This window comes from Aestuariibaculum scopimerae (genome assembly GCF_059428085.1).
Genome location: NZ_CM182089.1, coordinates 707,832 through 729,214 on the forward strand (window position 1 = coordinate 707,832; position 21,383 = coordinate 729,214).

Sequence of the window (21,383 nt, forward strand, 5' to 3'; positions counted from 1 at the left end):
TTTATTGCTTCTTTATAAAAATAACTTGCTCGCGTTTGCTTTGTTGTGCTTTTAATGTGTGTGACTTTTTGCCCGTTATCGTTTGGGTTGCTATGGTTTCTCCACTGTTAGGGTTTACCCAATACACCTGATACTTGCCTTTGTAATCGGACAAATCTACTGTTACAGATTCTGCATTTCTCAAGTAAAACAGGTAGGCATTTCCTTGATCCTCCAGAACCCAAAAGTTACCATTATTTTTTTGATTTTTAGGTGTTTGCATGTTGAACAATGCCTGATAAAAACCAGTAACATTTATCTCCGGAATGTTGGCTAATGACCCTCCGGCCATAAGGATTGGCCATCCAAAACGTGGAGAGTTATTGGTCGAGTATATCACTGCTTTATCAGGATACTGGTTTCTATATTCTTGCACGGCTCTGTAAACCTGATCTTCGGTTTCCTTCCCTCCTCTCATTTTACGTGCATGTTGGCGAGGCGCCAGGTTTTTACCCCCTTCAGGAGCGTAGGCACTGCCGTCTTCTCTGTAATGCCAGTAGCGAATATCAATTAAATCGACTGTTTTGTTATGGGTTGGATCTTGAAGTATGGCATCTTGGACATCTTTGGTAGCACTTAATCCTATAATCCCTTTTTCTTTGGTGTTATCTTTCCATTTTTGTACTTCGTCTAACCAGAACTGCATGAAATGAAGGGGGCCTGTGTATTCAGCACTGGTTAATTGAATCACGTTGGTGTTATCCTGAAAGTTCTCCAAAGACTTTTGTATAAACTTTTGGTGCAACACCCTCCTTACAGGATTGGTCACATCATAAAATTGTTCTGCCATGAAGATACGTTTCTCCCCAGCATACGGTGGAGGTTCAGGAAAGCCTGTATGGTTCACATTGTTTGCAGAACGCCAGGGCGAACTGGACCAGTGAGCACCAGCTTCGAGGATGTTATGCTGAAAGTATTGCTGGTTGATGAGCAACTGTCCGTTTTGTTCTGCTAAATCAGCAAAGGTCTTCAAACGGGTCCAATACCAGCTGTTATATTGGGTTAGGTCGTATTTACTTAAGTGATCCCAAGCAAGTCCTTCTCCTGTTCTGGCAAAGGGTTGTTCATAAAAGGGTGGCCATACATCGGTATCTATTCTTCTAACACGTTCATGATCGTCCATACGGCGTTCGTACCACAGACCGTAGTTATGTTCTAGCGCAATAATGTTTTTCTTTTGGAAATCTTCTACTACTTCGCTCAGGTTATCAGTGAATCCTTTGCCTCTTCTCCCGGGCACAAAACGGGTTACGTGATGGCTTGCCCGTGCTACATCATAACCTCTAAGACTCCCGCGCCACCACATTACATTGGCTTGCTTTCCTGTGATAACATTTCCGTTGTAAGTTATCCATCCGTTTTGAATGGTTACTTTGAATGCATCTGTTCTTTTGTTGGTTTTGGGTTCTTTTCGTTTTATATCATGAATGGATTTGATATTGTTAGCATCCACGGGGATGGTATTTTTGGCTGATACTTGTTGGATCCATTCGGGCAAGCTAGTCACAGTGTTTTGTGCCAACTTGGTGAGTTCTTCGGCTTGTTCTAATGTGGGACTGGAGGTAGAATTGGATTCTATTTCCAGTACATAGGGGTTAAATGGTAAGCTTCCTAAACGGCTTTCTAATTGTGCATAGTAAAGGCTTCTAGGTGTGATGTGGTTGTTAACATCTTTCCAATGGCCGTTTCCTTGCATAATACCTCCCCAAACACCTATAGCCCAGTTTTGAGCGGTTGGCGGACTGTAACAGGCTATTTTTGATGCGGAGGATTCCCATATCACACTATTGGCTGCAGTCCATCCGGCACCACGACCGCTTTGTTCTCTGTTACTATAATTTAATGCTTGTCCGTCTATATAAGCAGCATCAAACAGCACACCAGTTGCCCAACTGCCTATGGCACCATTGCTACTATACGGTAAATAAGATTCGCATTGTACAAAGGCATTGGGTCCTGTGGTTCCAAAACCGCCTACGGCAAAATCGTGATAGCCGTATTCGGAGTAACAACGCTGAAACAAGGTTTGTTGACCTTCGGTATAAAAGGTATGTCTTCTGAAGGCTGCGATTTCTGAAATGGGTTCTGTAGAAATACAGTCTTCTACGGTAATTTGCTGTGCTGTTTTTAACAGGGATACCGCACCGCCTGCCAGATGTTTAAAGTTTACTTGTCTTACCCAGGCATTTTTAACGTTTTCCATAGTTACGCCAAACCAACGATGTTCTTCGTCTTTAGGGTTGGTAGTATCGTAAGTAGAATTAATATTTAGATTTTCGACACCTATGTTTTCTATTCTACCCTCCCATGTGTAGGTAATGGCTTGGGCTTTTCCATAGGTATCATCCAGAGTCATAGTCAAAGGGGCGTTAAGGGTAACTTCATTACCATCTATTTTTGTAATGACGCGGTTCCAGTTAATATCGAAATCACGGGACTTCCACCCTATCCAACCAGTTTCAGCACCAAAGTAATCCATGCCCAATGTTTTAATCCAAGATTCGGTTAAGGGTTGATTGATGATGATATCGTCGCCAACTTTAAGTTTGTTTGTGGTTTTCAGTTGGATGGTTTTAGTACCCAAAGGTGTGTAGGCTGTATTAAACTCGAGCGTATCTTTATAGGAGACGTTATGAGTTCCTAAAACACGAATAATGGCCTCTCTTTTGATTCCAGTACCTAAGAGTTCTGTTCCATTATCTCCCTGTCCACTTCCTCTTAACACAATGCCCGAGTTTTTAATGTAAAGGGTGCCTCCTACTTTAAAAGTGCCTTTATCTAAAAGTACAGCACCTCTAAAACCTGAAGCATTTGGTTTTAAACTACCTAAATAATCTATTGCTGACTGTATTGTTTGGGTTGCATCTGTTTCCTGATGGGGTACAAATATTTTGTTTTCAATATTTGGTATGTGGGATTCTGAAGCTTTATAGCCTGCATAGGAGAAATCCGGGATTTGATTTCCCAAACTGTCTGCTTTGTGTATAATCTTTCCTTGCCTGTTTTTTACAATGTCGGGCAAATACTCTTGAGCAAATGCCATGGTCATTATAAAAAATGATGCTATAAATGATAATCTTGCGTATGGTTGATTTATAATTTTCATTTAAGTCGTACTCAATTATGTGAGAACTCATCTTAACATTTTGATTTTAAGTAAAATGTTAAGATGAGCTTCTTTAAATATTCTATATTATTTTATTGCAATAAGCCTTTTGAAAGCTTAGCAAGGGTATCTACATTGTTTTCAGGTTTGGTCCAATCTACTTTTTTGGTTGGATCGATATTATTGAAATACATTTCGATATTGGTGTAACCATCACCATTCATATCGCTATTAGCGTCTGAAGCATCATTTGGATTTAAACCGTATTTCTCCTCCCATTTGTTTGGTATACCATCTCCGTCGGAATCTTTATAGGATTTCCCTTTGTAATCGGGATACCCACCCACTTGTTCAGGACTTACAATAATCCCTTGTTTATAGGAATCAATCGGCAATCTTCTTTTAATATATTCAGATCCAACGGTCATTTCCATACCCTCTTTGTACTCGATTTTACCGGTTCTTACTTGTTTGATGATACGCTCATCTACCGCATCACGCTTGGGTAATGTGGCCCCTACATTATCCAATACAAACTCGTATGCTTCCTGTGCTTCCATAATCGGGAATTGAGGCATCGGGAAAGGCTTGTCTTGTTTAATATATTCCAAAGCTTCTTTCTCACCTACCTGTACACCACCGTTCCAGTTATCAGCTGTCACTTCGGGCGAACCTACAACATGATTCCCGCTTACATAAGCCCTACCATAGCGTTTAGGCTCGTAATATCCGGTTTCCGGTTTTACGATTCTATAACTAATAGGCTTATCTTTTGGTGTAATAGGCCCGGGTTTGAAATAGTTGTTGATTATATTAAGCATAGAACTTTGATCACCACCATCAATAGTACGGTGCCACCAGTTAAATACCACGTTGTTAACGAAGTTGAAATCGCCACTCATACCATTGGAACAATTTCTCCCTGTATTGTCTGCCCAAAGATTTCTCATAAAGGTACTGTTGCTACCACCAATGGTACTACCAAAGGAATGGTTGTAGGCATCTAGCGCTTCTGAAGATATACTGTTTTGGATGGTTATGTTACAGGTTGGCAATTTTTGACGCTCGGATCTTTCATTGGCTTTGTACATGTGACGGTACATAGACATGTTTTCATCCAATCCCCAACTTGTAGAACAGTGGTCCATAATAAAGTTACCTACTACGCTACCGCCTACAGCATCATCTCTGCGGGTAACGTCAGTTTCACCTCTCCTAAAACGCATGTGTCTGATGATGACATCGTGAGTATCGATACTAAACGTTTCCCCTGCAATACAAATCCCATCACCCGGTGCTGTTTGTCCGGCAATAGTTACATAAGGTGCACGCATGTTTAATGGTTTTTCAAGACGAATGATTCCGGATACATTGAATACAATAGTTCTGGCTCCTACGGCTTCACAGGCTTCTCTAAAAGTGCCTTTACCACTATCGGCTAAACTGGTCACAACAAATATTTTTCCACCTCTACCACCTTGTGTGTAAGCACCACCTCCCATAGCTCCTGGGAATGCGGGAATGTCTGCCTGCATAAGTTCACCCGGTGTTGATGCCCAGGGTGTATATGGACGACCGTGCTTGGCTTCTTCTTCAATGATATGGTAATTGGCGTTCCATATGGCATCCAATCGTTGTTCTTCTTTTGACATGGCCGCATCTGTTTTGGCCTGCATCTCCGCGGGTATGGTGGGATACTGTGCTTGCGCAAATTGCGTCATAGCTCCTAATAACCCCAGCATAACTAAGCTTTTCTTACTAATGTTATACATATTCTATTTAATTTAGTTGTTCTTCTTGCGGGCTTCTACGCGTTCGTGCCATGCTTTACTTTCTTTGTTTAAATCGTAACCATCGGCAGAAAGGTTGTTGTTTATTCTACCTTTGTATTTACCAAACCAACCGTGCTTTTCTTTGGAGGAGCCACCATCCATGGCACGCTCTCTGGCTTCTACCAGATTATCATAAATCATTTTCTTTTGGGCTTCAGTAAGATTTGGAAGCATGTCCAGATAACCTGCATAAGTTATAGGTAACACACCATAAGTCATGCCATCTTTTACACCATCTACCTGCTCGGCAGTTAAATGAGCATTTAGTTTTTTAAGATAAGACTTATGCAATTTACTCACTTGCTTTTCAGCTTTGACTTCTTCTTTGGCAATTTTGCTTTTTTCTTTTGCTTCGGGTAAACCGCTACCCTTTATGGCTTCTATTTTGGCATCTCTACCATCGTGGATTTTGCTTAAATCTCGGTATTGCTGTGCGATAATATTGGTAACAGCCTCTTCTTTATCTGCATTATTAATATCGAGTTTTGCGACTATTTTTGCGGCACGTTCATTCGTTACTTTAATGTATTCCGGATCTAAATGTTGCTGTGCATGGATACTTATTACGGACAGCATTAAAAACACCAGGCTTAAACTTGCTTTCTTCATTGTTATCATTCTGTTTCTAATTTAATAAAGTTTTTTATTGTAACTATTTCAATAACGCCTCGGTAAGGGTTTCTTTGTTATTTTTTAAGTCTTTCCAATCTACATATTTTTTAGGATTGGTTCCGTTTATGTAGTCCTCTATATTAGTGTAACCATCTTTATTCAAATCCCCTTTGGCATCGGAAGGGTCCTTGGGGTTTAAGCCGTATTTTTCTTCCCATTCGTCGGGCATACCATCTTTGTCTGAGTCTTTATAAGGTTTCCCTTTGTATTCGGGGTAACCACCTACTTGAGCAATATCAGTAATAATCCCTTTTTTATAAGAATCAGCCGGTAAACGTCGGTGCTTAAATTGATAAAAGGAATCCGGATCTAAACCTTTTACATATTCAGGCTCACCTGTTTTTACAGTTCTTACAATACGTTGATCAACTTCATCTCTAATGGGTAAAGTGGCGCCCACATTTTTAAGAACAAAGTTATAAGCTTCTTCTGCTGGCAAGATATTTCTAAACCAAGGCATAGGAAATGGTCTCTCTGAATTCATATAGGCGAAGTATGGTTTGGCATCTTCATAGTCCATCAACTCACCATCTTTGCCTTCAATTTGCACACCACCTGCCCAGTTATCTTTGGTAACTTCGGGGTTTTGGTCTACGATGTTACCTTTTACATAGGCACGTCCAAAAACTACGGTATCAAGTTTGCTTCTACCGGATTCCGGCTTTAAAATGCGGTAACTTATTGGCTGTCCTTTAGACGTTAAAGGTCCGGGCTTGTAATAGTTATTAATAATGTTGTATTTGGCTGTGTAATCGCCACCATCGGTAGAGCGGTGTACCCAGTTAAACACCACGTTATTTACGAAGTTAAAAATACCATTCCAACCAATGGACGGATTTCTTCCGGCATTGTTAGCCCACATATTTCTAATGAAGGAACAGTTTTCACCCCCTAAGGTACTACCAAAAGAATGGTTGTAAGTATCCAAAGCTTCTCCAAATAAGCTATTTTGAATAGTAATATTTACGGTAGGTAATTTTTGGTCTTTATAATCGGCTCCCGGACTGAACATATGTCGGTAAATAGACATGTTTTCATCGAGTCCCCAGGTTGCTGAGATATGATCCAACATAATGTTCCCAACGGGATTCCCTCCTATAGCATCGTCTCTACGACCAACAAAGGTTTCTCCTCTTCGGAAGCGCATGTGACGGATAATGACATCATGTGTATCTATCCATACGGTTTCGCCCGCTACACAAATACCATCACCCGGCGCTGTTTGTCCGGCTATGGTAATATAGGGTGCACGAATGATTAATGGTGTTTTTAATTTTATGATTCCTGAAACATTAAACACAATAATTCTAGCACCGCCTTTTTCACAGGCTTCACGTAACGTACCTTCACCACTATCTTCCAGGCTGGTTACGGTGTATACATTTCCACCACGGCCACCAAAGGTATACATACCACCCCCTTCTGCTCCTGGAAATGCAGGAATTTCAGCTTGTGGTAAATCGGTGGGTCTGGCAGCCCATGGTATATAAGGTTTACCTTGTCTGGCTTCTCTATCAACTATGATTTTAGCTTTTTCCCAAGCTTCATCAGAGTGTTTGTAAGCAGCTTCTATGATAGCGTTTTCTTTAGCTTTGTCTTTTGCTGTTAAGGAAGGATATTGTGCGAATGCAGTTCCTGCAATCAGCAACAAAGCGCATAGCGCTAGATTGTTCTTTTTCATCATCATTGTAATTTTAGTAAAACTTTTTGAGTCTACCGCAAATGCGGAATGTGTACTTTAGACACTTATAAACTCTAAAGGTTTAATTTAATATTAAAAAAATTACCTGTATTTATAAATAAATACAGGTAATTTTATCATAAGCTAGGTGTCCTATTCTGCTAAAGGATCAAATACCCCAGCTCCAAAGCCATTACCCCAGCCTTGTGTTTGTCTTAAATAGGGTGCAGATTCTAATAAATCTTCATGAATACCAAAGAAATAATATTCGTTATACCAGGTAAATGTAAAATCACTGGCGTCTACATCATCTCTAACAACAACTTCAAAATGATTCTCGTATAGGTAATCAACATATTCTTCATAGGTTGTTACGCCTGCCGGGTAATCTGCAGGATCGGCATCTCTATTTATTACCGGTGCCGAGTCTCCTTTAAAAGGGTCTGTACTACCCACATATTCTGTACTTGAATCTGTTTTTGCTATTGTATAGTACCCTTGTCTCCTACTTCCATGTATTGGTGTTTGGTTTAATCTTGTACAGGTGCCGAAATCGTCATTATACAATAACCAACGTCTTAAATCATAAAAACGTTTATTCTCATAAGCTAACTCTACTCTTCTTTCGTTAATACAAGCCGCAAAATGCTGATCTCTAGTACTTACTGTTGATAAACCAAATTGACCATCATTATTTGCAATACCGGCACGCTCTCTAATATCTTCTAAATATCCTTTAGCCTCTGATAATTGATTAACTCCAACGGCTGCTTCGGCAAGATTTAAAACGACTTCTGCAAAACGGAATTCCATATAGTCCATACCGCTACGTCTAAATCTATCATCTTCATCGTAGTTAAAGTTATCATCTGTAAATTTTCTCAAATAAATACCTGTGTCGTTGGCTCTACTTTCTGTAGATCGCTCCGGATCACCACCTGCAGTTTCCTGCCAAAAGTAAGTCCAGTTTTTAAATTCCGGTGCTGCGCTATAAGGCCAAATGGCACCATTGTATGAGAAGGTGTAATAAAATCTAGGATCCCTGTCTTTATAAAAATCATTTAAATCGCCATTAGGGTTGTATGGTGTACCATCACTCATTGGGAAAATATCCATTGCATTTTTAGTTGGAGAGATACTTCCATCACCACCCATAGCTCTGGAACGTGCTTTTCTTTCATTCGCATTATTTTTGGTGTAGTTATTACCACTAGGGTCGTTATTATAACCTACTATGGTAATTGCTTCAGGGTTTCCTTGCTCTTCAAACCACATAGACTTCCAATCTGGATTAAGTCCTTTACCTCCTGCAACACAAACATCATAAGCTTCTTTACAAGCATCATAGGCACGTTGCCATCTTGCTACATCGTCACTTCTGTTGAACAGCGGACTTGCCCATGTTAATAACACTTTCCCTTTCAAAGCGGCTGCCCCCATAGCTGTTATTCTTCCATAATCGTCACCTTCCCAATCGGTTGCCGGCAATAAGGATTGTGCCATTTCTAAATCTGAAACAATCTGATCGATGACTTCTCCTGAAGTGCTTCTTGGGATTTGATTGTTAGGATCATCTACTGTGGGGTCTTGTGCTGTTAATATGATTGGAACACCACCATATAATTGTACTAATTCAAAATATCCATAGGCTCTAAAGTAGTACATTTGACCTTTTGCTCTATCCACAAAATCCTGAGGTAACACTGAATAGTCATCAATGTTATCTAAAAAGGTGTTACAGTTTCTAATTCTTGTGTACACATTATTAACGCCTGCATCGGTAGATAATTTGGCTCCAATGGACTTTAAACAATGATCTTGTTGGAAAGAGATACTGCTGTAAGGAGTATTAATATCATTTTCTCCTGACTTTTCGTCTGTTGATGTTGCAAACATATTGTCTCCATCATGGTCATCTGCCATTCTATCCCAGGCAGTTAAATCCTTATCTTTTTCCGGTTGTGCCTGAAAATAAATCCAATTTATATATCTGTTTGCAGATTCCTCATCTATAAAAACCTGAGTTGTAACAGACGACAATTCTCTTTTTTCTTCTATAAAGTCTGTACTACAGCTCCCTAAGAGCATTACTCCTAAGATAGCATACAGACTGTTTAACTTTATATTTTTCATGATTATCTTTTTAAAATTATTACGTCTTATTAAAATCCAATGCTTACTCCTAAAGAATATGTTTTTAGTACTGGAAAAACATCAAAGTTTCCTTCTGGTGAAAGTCCCCATTTTTTATAAGGATTGTTAAGGATAAATGGATTCAATCCTACTAAATTAAACTTCAAACTGCTTAAATTTAATTTCTCTGCTGTAGCTTTAGGTAATGAATAACCAATATTAATATTTCTCATTATTAAGCTAAAGTTTGGTGCTGACCAAAAATCTGATGGTTTTAGGTTTATGCCACTATTAGCATTTGCCGGGTTTGGCAAAGTTCCTGTTGGATTTAAATCCGGATCGTAAACGTTTGCCCAGAAAGCGGGTCTGTTTTGCCAGTTTTGGTAAATTCTATCTCTATCCAGCCTATCTCTCGCTTCTCCCGACACCATGTTATAACCACCCCAACCAACACTAATAACTGTATTTAAGCTAAAGTTTTTGTATGAAAGACTAATATTAGAATCGAACCCTGTTGGCCCTTTAGCACGTTTTCTTAGTTGTACCTGGTCATTATCATCAATAATACCATCCGGTGCTCCAAATGTTCTGGTTTCCGGATCCCATTGTCCTCTAACATCTCTATAATAAAGCATTCCCGGTTTTATTTCAGATACAGCAGGGTCTGGATCATATACATACCCAAAAATATCGGTGACACCTGTTTCTGCAACATATTGATCGATTTCTTCAGTTGTTTTAAACAACCCTATTGCATCGTATCCCCATGTTCCAACATCTGAAGGCCCTCCCGGTTTTGCATCCCAAGGCTTTAATGTTGAGATATCTGCAAAATTTCCTTTTATGTATTTATTGTTAGACCAACCTGTATTAATGGTAACACCATATGAAAAATCTTCTCCTATGTAGTCGTTCCATCCAACAGATATTTCAGCACCCCAGGTATCAACTTCGCCATAGTTTATTGGTGAACTACCACCTCCTACTGTAAAAGGTACACCTTGATTCAAACTAATTAAGATATCTGAACCAATGTTATAGTATTGCTCAATAGTAGTGGATAATCTGTTATCAAGGAATCTGGCTTCAACACCAAAGTTAATTTTTAACTCGTCACTCCATGTAACGGATTCATTGGGTGCATTCCCTGGCTTATAACTCAAAGACAATGCATCATTTCCTCCAAATACAGCACCTCTACTATTTTGAAAGCTAAAACGCTGTTGCCATGCCCATGCTTTAACATCATCTTTACCTAATAGACCAACGGATCCTCTTAATTTAAAATAATCTATTGTTTCTGACTTCCAGAAATTTTCTTTTGAAAGTATCCAGGCACCTGATAAGGAATAAAAACTTCCCCAATAATTTTCAGGCGCAAACTTTGTAGAGGCATCCGATCTGTAAACGAAATCGGCAAAATACTTACTATCATAGCTATAACTTATTCTACCTATGTATCCTAAATCTCCCGCTTCATCAGCCCAAGTATACGTATTGGTTAAATTACCACCACCATTATCCGGCACTTCCCACAACTGACCTGTAGCCCATTCAGGAACATTATCTTCCTTATAAATCTGGTCTTTGTTATGACTTGATTCGCTTTTCTCAATAACAAATAACCCGGATATACTGTGTTTTCCAAAATCTCTTGCATAAGTTGTCTGAAAGTTGGTTTGCTCACGAAATCTGGTAGTATTAATAATACCTATTCTATCACCATTTTTAATTGTACGCTCACGCTTAATTGTATTAGTTCCTAATGGTCCGGAACCACTTTCGTAATAAATATACTCATCAACATCATTCACACCATTAAACTCATACAGTTTGTATCTGTGCCCTATTTGCAGTGTTCTGTCTTTACTTTCTGTTCTTGCATATCTAGCTTGTACTTTTAATCCTTTTATAAATGGAATTTCATATTCTACAGTAGCATTCACAGTCACATTGTTACCTTTGTTGTTGTTGGTATTATTTAACCTTTGTAACTCGAAGTAGTTATAGCCAATATTTCTGGAACTGCTCGCATCTGTTAACTGAGTTGGCAATCCATCGATATAGTGTGGTAAAAAAGGTGCTCGGTTTTGTAAGTTGTTATAATCATCTTCCTCACGTTCTCCATTCACTTTATTAAATGTTGATGATCTCTCACTAAAAAATCCAGATACCTGGAAAGTAGATGATAATCCTTTTGCTAAGTTAACGCTAGAACCGGCTCTAAATGACCATTTATCAAAATCTAAGGTTCCTAAGTTTCCTTCTTGTGTATAATAAGATATACCCGCAAAATAAGTTCCATTATCGCTACCACCACTAACGTTTACGTTGTGTCTTTGTGTAACAGCTGATGACCATGCGTCATCAATGAAGTCGTAATCTAAAGTTTTAAAATGCTCTAATTCATTATCTGTAAAGAAATAATCTCTTCCTGAACGGTCATTACCATAAGGTCCATTCATAATATTGAAATATCTACCAAACTCATAGGCATTCATCATTTTTGCTCTGTAGCTTTCATCAGCTATGGAATAGTTTCCACTGTAACGAAACTGAGCAGGTCCTTTACGTCCTTTTTTGGTAACTACCAATACCACCCCTTGGGCTGCACGAGAACCATAAACCGCAGCACCGGCATCTTTTAAGAACGAAATACTTTCAACTTCTGAAGCATCTAAATTATTAAATAACGTAGAATCATTATATCCTGTATCAGGATCTATTTGTATAACCCCATCAATAACATATAACGGATCGGTTGTCCCACCGTCTTTAGCTAAAGACCCTATTGGATTACGTATTGTAATACGCGCCGGGTTCCCCGGTCTGGTATCACCTCCTGTGATTGAAACCCCTAAAACACGTCCTACAAGAGCAGAAGCCAAATTACCTACTGGAAGATCCTCTACTTCTTCTGGATCTATAGTTGCTATGGAAGATGTAATAGATTCCCGTTTTTGAGAACCATACCCTACAACAACAATCTCATCTAAAGATGCTGTGTCTTCTTGTAAAGTAGCATTGATAACACTTTTTCCTTCAACTGAAAGTTCCATCGTTCGCATTCCTACAAAGGAGTATTTTAGGATACCGTTAGAACTTACTGTGATGCTATAGTTTCCATCAAAATCGGTAACTGTACCGTTGTTGGTACCTTTTTCAATGACATTTACACCTGGCATTGGCACACCAGAGTTGTCCACCACTGTACCAGTAACACTTTTTTTACTTGTGTTTTGAGCAAAACTTGACAGACTGAATAGACTGAAAAGCAGCAATACACAAGCAGCAGTAATTGTTTTTTTCATACTTGTTTAGTTTAATTGTTTTTTTAGTTTACTTAGTTGTATTAACAGTTAACCTTTTCAGAGTTGTTAATATTTTGCTAATATTGTGATTTTAATAATTATCGGTTGTTATTTTTGAACAACGACCGATTTTGTAAATGTTTTTTTAACACTTAATATAAAGATAGTTAACTTCTAAATAATTGTGAGTAGTCCTCCAGAGGTTCATCAGAGGTTCATCAGTGGCCCAACAGAGCTTCGAGGTTCGGTGTAGCTTCGACGGAGGATCGACAGAGGATCGACGGACCAACAGCGGACCGTCGACGATACATCCATCTATATTTTTATTGGAAAGGCATCCAGACGGTCATTTCCTTTTGCAAGCGATTGCCCCAACTGAAATAAGGCACTAAGGTAATGGCTACCTTTTCTTTATCTTTTGAAATAGGCTGATATAATGTATTCTCCCAATTGGCTTTTTCTATAAAGGCGGTGGCACCTATAGCTGTAAGCGGTCTGTCGTCTATATTTATAGTTTTGACCACAAAATCTGAATTTATGTCCAATACCACTTTATTAATATCGGTTTCCTTTGAAATGTCTTCTGATTCTAAACAATACACTATAGGCCCTCGTTTCACTGCTACCTGATTCTTGGTTTCTTCAACTAAAGGATTGGCTTGCATCACCTCTACCGGCATGGGGATGTTAACGGTGACGATATCGCCTTTTTTCCAGGATCTGTTAATTTCCAGATAACTTCCGTAAGTGATGGTGTGGTTAACAACCTCATCATTTACTGAAATGGTGGTACCCTCACTCCAACCTGGTATTCTTAAAAAGAAACTCATTGCTTTTTTAGGAGCTTTTAATACGTTTAATTGGATGTTTCCATCCCATGGATAATTGGTCTGCTGGGTTACTTCCAATGTTTCGCCCTGTACTGTTTTTGTTTTTAAATGATTACTACCATATAAATTAATATACAGTCCTTGCTCTGAAAGGTTGTAGGCGTAATTTCCAACCTCAGCCAAGGTACGGGTCACATTAGGCGCACAGCAATTGGACAGGCTGATATACCCCTCCCGAATATTTCCCCAACGTTGCTTAAAGGGTAAATTATCGGACACATTTAGTGGATTGTTATAGCAAAATGCTTTACCATCTAAACTGATTCCTGAAAGCACACTATTATACAATGCTAATTCTACGATATCAGCATATTTGGCATCGCCGGTAATTTGTAACATGCGCCAGTTCCACAATACATTACCAATATTGGCACAGGTTTCTGTATGGGCCGTGGCATTGGGTAATTGGTAAGGCCGACCATAAGCTTGGTGAATTTTTTGTACTACGGATGGGTTGTATGAGGTTCCATCTGGAGACACCCCGTCGTACAAAGCACCGCATCCTCCTGTGATGTACATTTTTCTAAACACCACATCATCCCATATGGATTTTAAATTTTCCAGTAGTTTTTCTTCACCGGTTTCTGCATATAAATCGGCAATACCTGCATACAGATAATTAGCTCTTACTGCATGTCCCATAGCCTTGGTTTGTTCTCTAAAGGGAATACGGTCTTGATTGTCGTCGGTTCCATCATTCGTAGTTCCCCGAATATCGATTAGGTTGTTTGCTAACTCTAAGTATCTGGGGTCTTTCAAGGTCCGGTACATTTCAACAATACCCATGTAATGCGAAGGGCAAATAGCATTCCTGGCTAATTCCGGAGAAGCTTTTTTATAAAAATCATATAGGAAGTCGGCAACACCTTGGGCAACATCCAGAAAATTGGTTTTTCCGGTGGCCCGGTAATGGATGCATGCGGCCGTCATTAAATGCCCCATGTTGTATTTTTCAAAACCCAATTGCTTTTTTAATTCTTCCGGACCTAAGGTCCCCCAACGTTGTTCTATTAATACCGGGGTGTTAATGTAACCATCTTCTCTTTGGGCTTTCTTGAATAAAGCGATGGCAGTGTCCATTTCTTTATCCAGCTTTGGATTTTTGGTAATGGCATAGGCGGCGGACATCCCTTCCATGATTTTATAGAAATCGCCATCGTGAAACGACGGACCACTATGCTTACCTTTCATTAGCCCTGCGGCTATTTCAAAGTTTTTGTAGGCGTGGGTAATGGTGTCATTATGATACAGATCCCACATAAAAGGCAAGGTGTTTTGAGTTTCTACATCAAACTGTTCTTTCCAAAACCCGTTGGTCCATACCACATCTTGTAATCCGACACTTTGTAATTTGCTGTGAGGACTTTTAGCATTAGCTACCAATCCGTTGCTTTGAGAAAAAGCGATGCCACTTAAACAGAAACATGCTATTATTAAAACGTTATTCTTAATCATGGGTATATCTTATTTTATGTAAATATTGATTATACGGGTCATGCTATCGCCTTCTCCATCTTTTACAGAAACTTTAAGGGAGGCCATGCCTTTTTCTTTTGCTTTAAACTGAAGTGCACTTCCGTTTAAAGTAACGGTTCCATTATTAACTGATGAAAAACTATATTCGGGGTTGGTTTCAAATCCTTTAAAATAATCTTTCAAGTCGCAAGTTATCGCCTCTTCTAAGGTAATAAAATAATGGGGTTGGGCCATCCAATCTAAATAATCGTCTAATTGTGTAAAACCGTCTTTATCTATATCGGCCTGAGCATCTGAAAAATCATTAGCTGCAGATGCGGTATTTAACCCATGGGCTTCTTCCCACCAATTGGGCAAGCCATCGTGGTCTGTATCCCAATCGTCAGCACGCGTCTCGCTCTTAAATTGCGGCCAACCTCCTGCGTCTTGCTCTGTATCAATCATACCAGGCAACCCACTTTTAGTTCCTTTATATTTGTAGGTGCCTTTTATGGTTTCTTCAACAATACGCATATCGTGTTTGTTGAATGTGGGCTGATTGGCACCTACATCTGAAAGGACATTTTTATAAGCGGCTTTAGCGGATTGTGTTTCTACATACGACTCAAAAAACGGCGCATCTACAAAGGTTTCATAATCTACATTTGCATTATGGGTAATTTTAGAGGTTCTACCGGCCTCTTGGTTGCCCTCATTGAAATGTCCCGGCATTACATTGCCTTTAAAGTAGTATTGTTGCTTGCCTTTACCAACCCCTTCATGCTGGGCTATCAAAGCATAAAACACATCGGAAGATTTTCCGGGCTTATAATAATTGTTTACAAAGTTCACTTTATTGGCACCACCATCCGTTGTGCGGTGCCCCCAGTTGTAAACAACGTTGTTTCTAATATCTAAACGTCCGCTATAGTAGCCATCACCATTCAGCCCACCACCTATACTCCAGTTTCGTCCATAGTTATGGGCCAAGAGGTTATGATGAAAACTACCTATATCGCCTCCTATAGTTGCTGCATATCCGTGCATTTTTCCACCTTCATATTTATCATGACCTGCCACATTTAAGGCTTCTGATATTAACGTGCGTTGCAAGGTGATATTGTGGGCACCTCTGGAGCTAAAGGATTCATCAATGGTCCAACTGATGGAACAATGGTCTATAATGCTGTGGTTGGCACCTGTTAGCCCCATACCATCATAGGTCGTTCCTGAGCCTATTCTAACTCTTAAAAATCGTATGATGCCGTCATCACCTGTAAGGCCAATGGGGGCTCTGCTTATGGTAATACCCTCTCCGGGGGCTGTTTGCCCTGCAATGGTAATATAGGGTTGGTTAACAACCAATCGGGATTTTAGTTCTATGTTTCCGGAAATATTGAACACAATGGTTCGCGGACCAATATCCTGATTAACCGCATCCCGTAAACTTCCGGGGCCGTCATCGTTTAGGTTGGTTACTTCCACCACTTTACCGCCACGGCCTCCAATGGCATAACGCCCGTAACCTTGGGCTCCCGGAAATGCTAATTGTGCTGGCCTAAAAGACCAGATATTACCGCGCGTGATACTGCCTTCGTTATCAATCTCGTCCACACGCCAATAATAGGTGGTCATGCTATACAAATCATTCACTGTAAATTTGGTGTTGGTTTGTTTTCCTTTAAATTCCAATGCACTTTCGTTGGCGTTATATACCGCGTCTTCATCGGTTCCATAGTATAAGTTATGGGCAACAGCGCCATTGGATGCCTGCCATTGTAGCACCAAGGAGTCGTTAATCTCAACATGCTCATCCAAGTTTTCGGGACTAGGACTATGTGCTTGCTTCTTTATATCTGGCGTATTAATCTCAAACCCATTAATAATAAGTTGTTGTATGGCTTTGTCTGATTTTGAATCTATTTCAAATCGAATCACCACCGTTTCGTTTTGTTCTACATCAAACGTGACATAGGCCGTTTCGGCTTCAATTTTTGAAAATACGCGATTGCTTGGTGATACTGTTTTTACAAGTTTATCATTCACATAAATATTGATGGGAGCATTTATTTTCCCATTTAACTTATCGAAGGTATTGTGGAATGTTAGTAAGGAATGTTCTCCTGCTTCCAGACCACTAATGGTTAGTTCTAAATCATTATTTGTAATCAACCCATCACTGGTAAGTCTGGCATAATTGGGAGCGCTAACACCTACTTTGAACCAACTTGAGGCAAAGTTTCCTTTTAGTTTAATAGTGACCGCATCAAATGTTTTTTCTGCTTCGGTTTGTTCACTAATAACCCATGAGCTATATAAAGGGTCATGTACTTCCTGCAGTTTTCTTTGTGAAAAGTCGAAATCGACTTTTATGGGCTGTTTTGCCACATTACTGTGGTTGGTTTTACATTGTATATTTGATATGGCTATACCAGCTACAAATAAACACTTTGCAATTTCTTTTATAGTACGCATTTTAGTTTAGTTTTATTTTTTTATTCAAATCCCAATCTAAAAGATTTACAATATCCTTTACTCTTTCTTTTGGGAATACTTCTATATATTTTACCTCGCCATTCTCTAACTGTACTTCTACGGTGGTATTCCCGGAGACATGTAGTTTAAAATGAACATTCCAATCTTTTGGCCAGGCAGGGAATAGCAGGAGTTTTCCATCTACTTCCTGCAATAACATTTCCTGCATGCCTATCATGCCGGAACCGCCCCAGTTATGGTCGGGCACCCAATCGTAACCCGGCCCCCAAAATGCCGGGAAGCGTCTGCCGGAATCAGCCATTTTTAACAAACTGTACTTAGCAGCTTCTTTGGTTAAACCCATTCTGGCAGCAAAAATATTATCTTGTTTCCACCCGATATGATTTCTGAATTTTATAGCATCCATATCATAAGTCCAAGTGTTAATTGCTGTTTCCAAATCGGGTTTACCAATACCATAGAGTTTCCACGGATATACCGGGTATAGTTGTGGTACTTCGGTATTATTGATGCGTTCCCAGGATTGAGCGGGCGCCAATACTTTGTGGTGTTCAATCTCCCGATAATTTAATGGTGGTATTCTAGATTGAAAGGCTTTTAAGTACTCAACATCCGCTGTGCTTAACTCATCTTCTGAAAGCGCCAACAGGTTTTCTGTAACCACCTTCAATGCCGCAATGGTACTGTTGGCATTGTAGGCCATTTTATAAGTTTCTGCTGCAGAACCCGGATACAGAATAAGATGCCCATTGGCATCTAAAGCTTTTCGGCCTCTTTGCTTGGCCAGATATTGATAGTGTTCATCAAAAAAACGTAGGCAACTGATGATGAACGGATGGTATTTTTTTATATCTGTATTCGTATAGGCTTTTAAGTCGAGCATCATCTTACAGAACTCAAAAACAGTATCCCATTGGTACTCTAACCAGGCATTGTATTGCATGCCCGGGTCGTAATCAATCGGACGCTTCCATTCATACTCCGCAGGGTTGGGCAACCCATAATTTTCCAATTGCTCGGTGAATACAGCTCCTTTATGTTGCCAATAGACCTTACTACGCAACTCTGCATTGTGCTGTAAGCTTAAGTAATAGTCCAATTGCGAAGGCAACATATCAAAATCGCCACTCTTAAACATGGGAAAATAAACCAACCGTTGGTTTTGTGCGGTCATAGTCCCTCCACCCCAATTCCTAAAGTCCGGGGTAAAAGTGTATTCCGGATTTACATACACGGGGTCGGTAGTAAAGAGTCCGCCATTAAATTTTGTTGGGTATTTACCATAAGCATTACAGCCCAACATATAACGAAAGAGTTGGTAGTTTTGCCCGATTTGATAAACGGAGTCTTTTGCTCTGGAGTCTTTATTTTGGGTATAAATAAAACTCCGGTCCCAAAACTGATGCCACCAATCGGTCGTCACCTTCTCCGCCTTCTTTTCTTTGTATTTATAGGCTGACATCTGACTTTTAAGTTCGGTATGCCATTGGGTGTTGTCATCTGATTGGTTAGTATGCAAATAAATTTTAAAAGCTTGCTTTTTGGATGGCTTCTCACTCACCAACCGGTAGCCTTTAAAATCGGTATCCTGATAGGTTCCTGTATAGGTACCGTCTGGTTGCATGTTATTCCCCATCATGTAGCCTCCAAACATGCGGTATTTTAAAGGGTTCATCATACTATCCTTAACCGCTGTCATTTTTTGTTGTGCAACAGCTACGTCAAACACGGTTTGGGCTCTGTTTCTATGATAGAACAAAATGCCGTCAGACTCAAAATCAATGGAATCTTTATAGGTAATGATATCGCCCTGTGGTGCCCATTTATAAGAATTGGCATTGTTTGCACGCCCTTTAACCTCCCGGTTTTTATAGCGCCAACTTTCAAAGGACGCCTGCATTGTAACAGGTTTATCCGATTTTAAATCGACATGAATCACCGGGTCAAAGACATCTACCCACAACTTGATTTTGGTTTGGTTTTGGGCGATTTCAACATAACCATCTTGTAATTGTAAGGTTTGTTTAAATCCGTTATTATTTTTAAAAGGGTTGGGGGTTAAGGAGACTTTAACGCGTCCTAACTTTAACAGGGTATTGTGCTCATCAAACGTACCGCTTTTAGACAGGTAAAAATAGATATCACCATTTTCTACCCAAACATTCAGTCCGATATCGCCTCCACCCAAGGGCATGGATTCTGAGGCATTGCTGCTTTGGGTATACCATACGGGATTGTAATCTTTAAGCACAGGCGTTTGCGCTTTTAACAAAAGCGTTAAACTTAAAAACAAATAGCATATCCTGTACTTCATATCTTTTAATCTTGTTAATTTACCAAGAATCTGTTCTAAAGGACGATACTGGTAAACCGCCTACGCTAAACAATTCGGCTTTGGTAAAATCTTTAAACAAATACCTTACGGCTACGGGTTCTGCAACCAGCGGACTGGATAGTATTACTGATTTTCTTCTCAATACAACATTGGCAGGATGGAATACTTTATCTTCTCCAGCAATTTCAAAGCCAGTCACTTCCTTTCCGTAAGACGTCAGTCCATTAGGCGCATCCTCAAAAGCTACAGTTACAGTACTTCCTTTCACTTCCATGGCTTTAAACGTCGGACTTACGTATTCAAAGCCTTCCACGCCATAGGTTTTGGCTAAGGCTAAATAGGCTAATCGGTTACCTCCTTCTGCTTTATGAGCCGGGTGAATATTATCTTCTTCCCCAAGATCCATTAGCACAGCCATACCTGCATTGGGTATTTCCTGTGATGCCAGTAATTGAGATTCTCTCACATAGGCTGAGTTATAGATATCTTTATAATCATTGGGATGGAATTGCGCATAATTAAACGGTGCTATTTGTGCAAAGTAAAATGGAAACTCCCCTTGATTCCAAAGGGTTCTCCAACTTTGCACCATGGTTTTAAACAGGTCTTTGTATTGTCCCGGACGTTCATAATTAGACTCGCCCTGATACCATATACAGCCTTTAATACCATAACCGATTGCCGGTGACAACATCCCATTAAACAAAGTTGTGGGTTTCCTGTTGCGTTCTTGCTTGATGTCTTCTTTGGTTTTAGGGATTTCAATACCTTCAAAATCTTTCAGCATTTCTTTATTCATCCAGGCTTCTACATTAGACCCGCCAAAGGATACGTGAATCAATCCCACAGGCACTTGTAATACCTCTTGCACTAAGGAGCCAAAAAACCATGCGGTAGCACTAAAATTAGATGTTGTTTTTGGCGAAGCTGCTTCCCACTTGCCTTCAAAATCATCTTTGGGAGATAACTCAGCGGCTCTGGGTATGGTGATTAATCGGATTTGATTGTTGGTGGAATGTACAATGGCTTCATTACCACCTTTTACAGGTTGCCCGGGGAATCCCCTTAAAGGCATTTCCATATTGGATTGTCCAGAGCATAACCAAACTTCCCCTATGAGTATATTCTTGATTTCTAAAGTTTCTTTTACTCCCGATACTTTAATCGTGTAAGGACCACCCGCTATTGGGGTTTGCAAAGCTTGTTTCCATTTACCGGTTCTATCGGCTTTAACCTGATATACTTTGGAGTCCCAAGATGTTGTAATGGTCAGATTTTCATTGGCACTCGCCCACCCCCAAATGGGAGCGTTGCTTTGTTGTTGTAACATCATGTTATCTGAAAATAACGCAGGTAGTTTTATCTCGGCATGCACTTGGCATAATGCCAAAATACATAACATGGTGATGGTGATTAATTTTTTCATATCTATA

The 21,383-nt window shown here is 39.7% G+C and carries 10 protein-coding genes; all 10 read right to left on the reverse strand.

What is annotated here, in order from left to right:
• Position 1: 1 nt before the first annotated feature.
• The 10 genes from AC5SR4_RS03240 to AC5SR4_RS03285 all read right to left on the reverse strand — a co-directional run bounded on the left by AC5SR4_RS03240 (position 2) and on the right by AC5SR4_RS03285 (position 21,376).
• Complete coding sequence (locus tag AC5SR4_RS03240; protein WP_495358101.1) at positions 2-3,145, reverse strand: DUF6298 domain-containing protein; 3,144 nt, start codon at positions 3,143-3,145, stop codon at positions 2-4.
• 92 nt (positions 3,146-3,237) lie between these two features.
• The gene (locus tag AC5SR4_RS03245; protein WP_495358102.1) at positions 3,238-4,917 is read right to left on the reverse strand and encodes a polysaccharide lyase; all 1,680 of its coding nucleotides are present in this window, start codon (positions 4,915-4,917) and stop codon (positions 3,238-3,240) included.
• 12 nt (positions 4,918-4,929) lie between these two features.
• Positions 4,930-5,595: a DUF3826 domain-containing protein gene (locus tag AC5SR4_RS03250; protein ID WP_495358103.1), complete on the reverse strand. Its 666-nt coding sequence runs from the start codon at positions 5,593-5,595 to the stop codon at positions 4,930-4,932.
• A gap of 34 nt (positions 5,596-5,629) precedes the next feature.
• Entirely contained in the window at positions 5,630-7,336 is a 1,707-nt protein-coding gene (locus tag AC5SR4_RS03255; RefSeq protein ID WP_495358104.1) for a pectate lyase family protein, read from the reverse strand.
• Positions 7,337-7,483: 147 nt separating this feature from the next.
• Entirely contained in the window at positions 7,484-9,463 is a 1,980-nt protein-coding gene (locus AC5SR4_RS03260; RefSeq protein WP_495358105.1) for a RagB/SusD family nutrient uptake outer membrane protein, read from the reverse strand.
• 29 nt (positions 9,464-9,492) lie between these two features.
• Positions 9,493-12,774, reverse strand: coding sequence for a SusC/RagA family TonB-linked outer membrane protein (locus tag AC5SR4_RS03265; RefSeq protein ID WP_495358106.1), 3,282 nt, complete (start codon positions 12,772-12,774; stop codon positions 9,493-9,495).
• A 323-nt stretch (positions 12,775-13,097) separates the two neighbouring features.
• Complete coding sequence (locus AC5SR4_RS03270) at positions 13,098-15,119, reverse strand: aceric acid hydrolase (RefSeq protein ID WP_495358107.1); 2,022 nt, start codon at positions 15,117-15,119, stop codon at positions 13,098-13,100.
• A 9-nt stretch (positions 15,120-15,128) separates the two neighbouring features.
• On the reverse strand, positions 15,129-17,594 hold the full coding sequence (locus AC5SR4_RS03275; RefSeq protein WP_495358108.1) for a pectate lyase family protein: 2,466 nt from the start codon (positions 17,592-17,594) through the stop codon (positions 15,129-15,131).
• Position 17,595: 1 nt separating this feature from the next.
• Positions 17,596-19,929 (reverse strand): DUF5703 domain-containing protein, encoded by a 2,334-nt coding sequence (locus AC5SR4_RS03280; protein WP_495358109.1) that lies wholly within the window; start codon positions 19,927-19,929, stop codon positions 17,596-17,598.
• Between the two features lie 19 nt (positions 19,930-19,948).
• Positions 19,949-21,376 carry a sialate O-acetylesterase gene (locus AC5SR4_RS03285; protein WP_495358110.1) on the reverse strand — a complete coding sequence of 476 codons (1,428 nt, stop codon included), beginning with the start codon at positions 21,374-21,376 and terminating at the stop codon, positions 19,949-19,951.
• Between the last annotated feature and the right edge of the window lie 7 nt (positions 21,377-21,383).

Excerpts from the sequence above, each read along its gene's own strand:
- AC5SR4_RS03240 (WP_495358101.1), bottom strand. The coding sequence starts at position 3,145 with ATGAAAATTATAAATCAACCATACGCAAGATTATCATTTATAGCATCA.
- AC5SR4_RS03245 (WP_495358102.1), bottom strand. The coding sequence starts at position 4,917 with ATGTATAACATTAGTAAGAAAAGCTTAGTTATGCTGGGGTTATTAGGA.
- AC5SR4_RS03250 (WP_495358103.1), bottom strand. The coding sequence starts at position 5,595 with ATGATAACAATGAAGAAAGCAAGTTTAAGCCTGGTGTTTTTAATGCTG.
- AC5SR4_RS03255 (WP_495358104.1), bottom strand. The coding sequence starts at position 7,336 with ATGATGATGAAAAAGAACAATCTAGCGCTATGCGCTTTGTTGCTGATT.
- AC5SR4_RS03260 (WP_495358105.1), bottom strand. The coding sequence starts at position 9,463 with ATGAAAAATATAAAGTTAAACAGTCTGTATGCTATCTTAGGAGTAATG.
- AC5SR4_RS03265 (WP_495358106.1), bottom strand. The coding sequence starts at position 12,774 with ATGAAAAAAACAATTACTGCTGCTTGTGTATTGCTGCTTTTCAGTCTA.
- AC5SR4_RS03270 (WP_495358107.1), bottom strand. The coding sequence starts at position 15,119 with ATGATTAAGAATAACGTTTTAATAATAGCATGTTTCTGTTTAAGTGGC.
- AC5SR4_RS03275 (WP_495358108.1), bottom strand. The coding sequence starts at position 17,594 with ATGCGTACTATAAAAGAAATTGCAAAGTGTTTATTTGTAGCTGGTATA.
- AC5SR4_RS03280 (WP_495358109.1), bottom strand. The coding sequence starts at position 19,929 with ATGAAGTACAGGATATGCTATTTGTTTTTAAGTTTAACGCTTTTGTTA.
- AC5SR4_RS03285 (WP_495358110.1), bottom strand. The coding sequence starts at position 21,376 with ATGAAAAAATTAATCACCATCACCATGTTATGTATTTTGGCATTATGC.